This is a genomic window from Paenibacillus sp. Y301 (genome assembly GCF_059445505.1).
This window is the reverse complement of sequence record NZ_JCAIUL010000034.1, coordinates 1-3,902: the sequence shown is the minus strand read 5'-3', so window position 1 is coordinate 3,902 and position 3,902 is coordinate 1. Positions and strand designations below refer to the sequence as shown.

4 protein-coding genes are annotated in these 3,902 nt (G+C 36.5%); all 4 read right to left on the bottom strand.

Annotation, left to right across the window (positions count from 1 at the left end; all coding sequences use genetic code 11):
* Nucleotides 1–289: 289 nt before the first annotated feature.
* Nucleotides 290–682 carry a hypothetical protein gene (locus AC1D69_RS24910; protein WP_495458803.1) on the bottom strand — a complete coding sequence of 131 codons (393 nt, stop codon included), beginning with the start codon at nucleotides 680–682 and terminating at the stop codon, nucleotides 290–292.
* Nucleotides 683–940: 258 nt separating this feature from the next.
* Nucleotides 941–1,402, bottom strand: a complete 462-nt coding sequence (locus AC1D69_RS24905) for a GNAT family N-acetyltransferase (protein ID WP_495458802.1) — start codon at nucleotides 1,400–1,402, stop codon at nucleotides 941–943.
* Nucleotides 1,403–1,628: 226 nt separating this feature from the next.
* Nucleotides 1,629–2,177: a hypothetical protein gene (locus AC1D69_RS24900; RefSeq protein ID WP_495458801.1), complete on the bottom strand. Its 549-nt coding sequence runs from the start codon at nucleotides 2,175–2,177 to the stop codon at nucleotides 1,629–1,631.
* A gap of 265 nt (nucleotides 2,178–2,442) precedes the next feature.
* Nucleotides 2,443–2,601, bottom strand: coding sequence for a hypothetical protein (locus AC1D69_RS24895; protein ID WP_182540175.1), 159 nt, complete (start codon nucleotides 2,599–2,601; stop codon nucleotides 2,443–2,445).
* Nucleotides 2,602–3,902: the final 1,301 nt, after the last annotated feature.

Genomic DNA, 3,902 nt, shown 5'->3' with positions numbered 1-3,902 from the left:
AATATATATATCCGAGATAGGTACATAAACAGATTAGTAATAAAGCAATGATAACTAATATTTTTTTCAAAGTGACCTCCTGTATATGCTTAATAATTCCTATTTTCGGTAATTTCACATAACGTTCGCGCATTACCGACGTCCAATCGGCTTAAGGACCGTAGGTCCGGGTGGCTCTGCCACTTAGCTGGTTGGATGTGTCACCTGAATTAACTTCCACGAATCTACCTCTTAGCGACCGCTGTGGTAATGTTATGTTATGTGATGTACTCGACCTCGTAGCATCTACTTACAATATCTCATTAACATTTATTTCAATGATTTTATAGTCACTCAAATCTAAAAAAGCCCCTAAATCAAAAAGAAAATACTTTATTTCATCATATCTTTTACTTTTTCGAATGGTAAGAAATTTCAAAAATATACGATCTCCAACACTCATTGGATCTATTGGATCTTCCATATTAAATGCTTTAATTCTTCTGTCTTCTCCCCAAGTCCACCCCTTACTAAACCCAGATATCAAGTTACTATCAGATTCATCTATTTCTTTATTTACAATTACTTCAACACTAAAAGCAGTCCCCTTCTTATGTATAAAATTAGGGGCCTGATAATAATTTAATATTCCAGTCCATTCAAATTGATCATCAGTATAGTAATCGAAATTATCAGTTGTCATACTATTTCTCCTATTATTAAAAATATAATCATTTAAGGATATTAAACCAATTTCGAGTATTTCACATAACGTACCCGCATTTCTGACGTTCGAGCGGCTTAAGGTGCGTAGCACCGGGTCGTCAGACTTAGCCGGTTGAATGTATCGCCTGAGTAAGCTTCTTCGATATCCCTCTTGGCGATCAAGGAGCGCCAGCGACGACGCAAAAATGCTATGTTATGTGCTGTACCGCTCTTCGAAGCTATTCTTACACAACTCTTAATTCCTTATTTGATATTCATATATTCTTGTTTCATCATCACCTATTGAGTAGCCCTTACCTATATGATTCCAGTTATTTCTTTCATAATAATCAGTTAAATCAGTACATAAATACAGTTTTTCATATCCCTTCAGCTTTACTTGGTTTATTGAGTGGTTCTGGAGTTGCACTCCTATGTTCTTTCCCCTATATTCAGGTTCGACAAATAGACAAGCCAACCAAGGAAAAAGGTCCTGTCGGCTATTTAAGTCGCTTCTCAACAGAGCATATGACCCAATGATCTTATTGTCTTCCATTGCTATATAAAATCTAGGTATATCACTCTGTGTTTCAGATGCTCTTTCAATACAATCTCGATAAAAGTTGTAATTCGAATCTGAACCCCATTGATTCCAAAAGTAATCTATAGCTTCCTTTAGTAATTGTGGTTTTTCCCTAATATCGAAGATTTGGAACATGCTCATTCTCCTTGTCTTATTTGATTCTTCTCAAGCGGTATTGCACATAACGTTGTTGCATTCCCGACGCCCCACCACCTTAAATGCCCAGAGCCAGGCGAAGCTGGCTCGCGAATGGCCGCGATGCGGTTAGGTGGTGCGGGTGTGTCCCCTGAATCCTCTCCATCGAAAATGCTTCTCGGGGACCAAGGGTCGGCTTCAGCCGGCCCGCTGCAGGAATGCGGTGTTATGTGTCATTATTTAAGTACCACCACATGACTTTATGGTAGCCGATTAGTTTAGAACCAATTTCTCTTTCGTCATTTATTGTGTAATTACGAAAGTATACATTCTCTTCCTGATAAAGCTGATATGCTCCATCTTTAAGTATTTCATCTTTATCTTTGAATAACGCTACGATGTATCTTGCACTATTGTGACTCACACTAATTTCTAAGTCATCTCTGGTAATATTATCTATATCTTTAATAGCACGAGTTGCATCTTGAATCTGCATGACAACAGAAGGGTTGAATTCTTGTGGGTGTCCAATTACTGTAATTGATAGTGTAATAATAAGCGTGAACAAAACCCCAATATATTTAATCCATAGATTTCTTCTCTTTATCGCCAAGTAAAGCCAGATAATTAATGAATTAACTATTATTGTAGCTGGAACAGAAGCAATTCTTCCTAGCCCCGTATAGGGAAACAGATCTATTAGTAAAACCAGCATTACTATTGTAGGAAAAAGCAGTAATATAAATTTTGTTATGTCTAGCCATTTAATCTTCATAGACACTCTACTTTCAGGTTTCTTTTGCCGGTAATTTCACATAACGTTTGGCATTCCTGACGTTCAAGCAGCTTAAGTGACCAAAGGGAACGGGTCGTCAGACTTAGCTGGTTTAATGTATCGCCTGAATAATCTCCCTGAAAATCATTCTTGGCGATCAAGGGCGAATGCCCGCAGTAGGAATGCCGTGTTATGTGCTGTTCTTGCCTTCTTGATATGCATACATAATTACTATTCTTATACATAAATCTTTGTCCCTTTTCACTTATTTTTCAACAATGACTAATGAGACGGAAACATTAGTTTCGCCAACTCCCATTGGTTTTTGACTCATTACTTTCCAACCATCTGATAATAAATTATTGAGCTCTTCCAAATTATTTTTCTTCTCTGTAAAGAACCAAACTATTATTGCTTTTTGCATTAAGTTCCTTCCTTTCTATTCATAAAATCATTCTAAGTATTATATAGTTTTCGGAATTTTATGATCTCAATCTTATAATATAGAGACAAAATGAAGTAAGTGATGTTTATTGATTAAATTAAGCTTTGCAAGAATTGCACATAACGTTGCGCATTTCTGACGTCCAAACGGCTTAAGGACCGTAGGTCCGGGTGGCTTTGCCACTTAGCCGGTTGGATGTGTCGCCTGATTCCACTTCTCCGAAATACCTCTTGGCGACCAAGGAGCGTCAGCGACGACGTAGAAATGCTTTGTTATGTGAAGTACCTAACATCCTTGAAATACTATCCGTTCTGCGTTTGATATTTTCATTTCTTCTTGTTCATTTTTGTTTTCATTTTAAATTCACTTTTTATCTTTATTAATCGATTCCAAACCTTTTTCTATTCTTCTTAAGGATTCTCTTGTGTCTGAATAGTTCTTGGATTTACGCTTTACCAGTTTATAAATCCAAAATATTATCAATGCAAGAAGTGCAACGTTAATAAAAGGCCACAACATTGATATCCATACAAAGTTCATATTATTCATTTCTCCCTTCCGATTTTAATTGCTTTTGATTTTTTTGTACTATCATTTACCTTTTAGGTATTTCACATAACGTTTGTGCATTCCTGACGTTGATTTCCCTTAGATAGCTCTTATCTTAGGGAAATCAATGTGTCGCCTGAATCTCTTCCTCGAATTGCCTCCGGCGACCAAGGGGCGAATGCCCCGCTGTAGGAATGCGATGTTAGGTGAAGTCTTCGACTTCATTGAATTACCCTCTCTAAATCTCTTCATATTACTTTTCTTAATCCTTCATTATGTTATTTTTTATCACTTGATTTTATAGCCTTATAAATTATAGTGCCCAATAGGAATACACCAATTATTACACATGATAATTTAATATATCGGATTTGATCATTCATCAAAAGTAACATACTACCAATTACAATTAAGCCGATGTTCTCTCTAATATGTTTATTATTCTTAAAAAAAAAGACACGATAAAAAATAATTGAATATATAAGAGCAGACCAGACAATCGGAAATATGGCAAGAAAAAAATCCATCAAATTCCTCCTTTAATTTTTTTTCCTTAGTTTTTTATTAGATTTCTAAGGTCTTCTACAATATTCCGAGGATTTCACCTAACGTTGCGCATTCCTGACGTTCAAGCAGCTTAAGTGACCGTAGGGAACGGGTCGATAGACTTAGCTGGTTGAATGTGTCGCTTGAATCTACTTCTCCGATACCCCTCTTGGCGGCCAAGGAGC

What these genes read in the sequence shown, in the direction of transcription:
- AC1D69_RS24910 (WP_495458803.1), bottom strand. Translation starts at nt 682, where the DNA reads ATGACAACTGATAATTTCGATTACTATACTGATGATCAATTTGAATGG.
- AC1D69_RS24905 (WP_495458802.1), bottom strand. Translation starts at nt 1,402, where the DNA reads ATGTTCCAAATCTTCGATATTAGGGAAAAACCACAATTACTAAAGGAA.
- AC1D69_RS24900 (WP_495458801.1), bottom strand. Translation starts at nt 2,177, where the DNA reads ATGAAGATTAAATGGCTAGACATAACAAAATTTATATTACTGCTTTTT.
- AC1D69_RS24895 (WP_182540175.1), bottom strand. Translation starts at nt 2,601, where the DNA reads ATGCAAAAAGCAATAATAGTTTGGTTCTTTACAGAGAAGAAAAATAAT.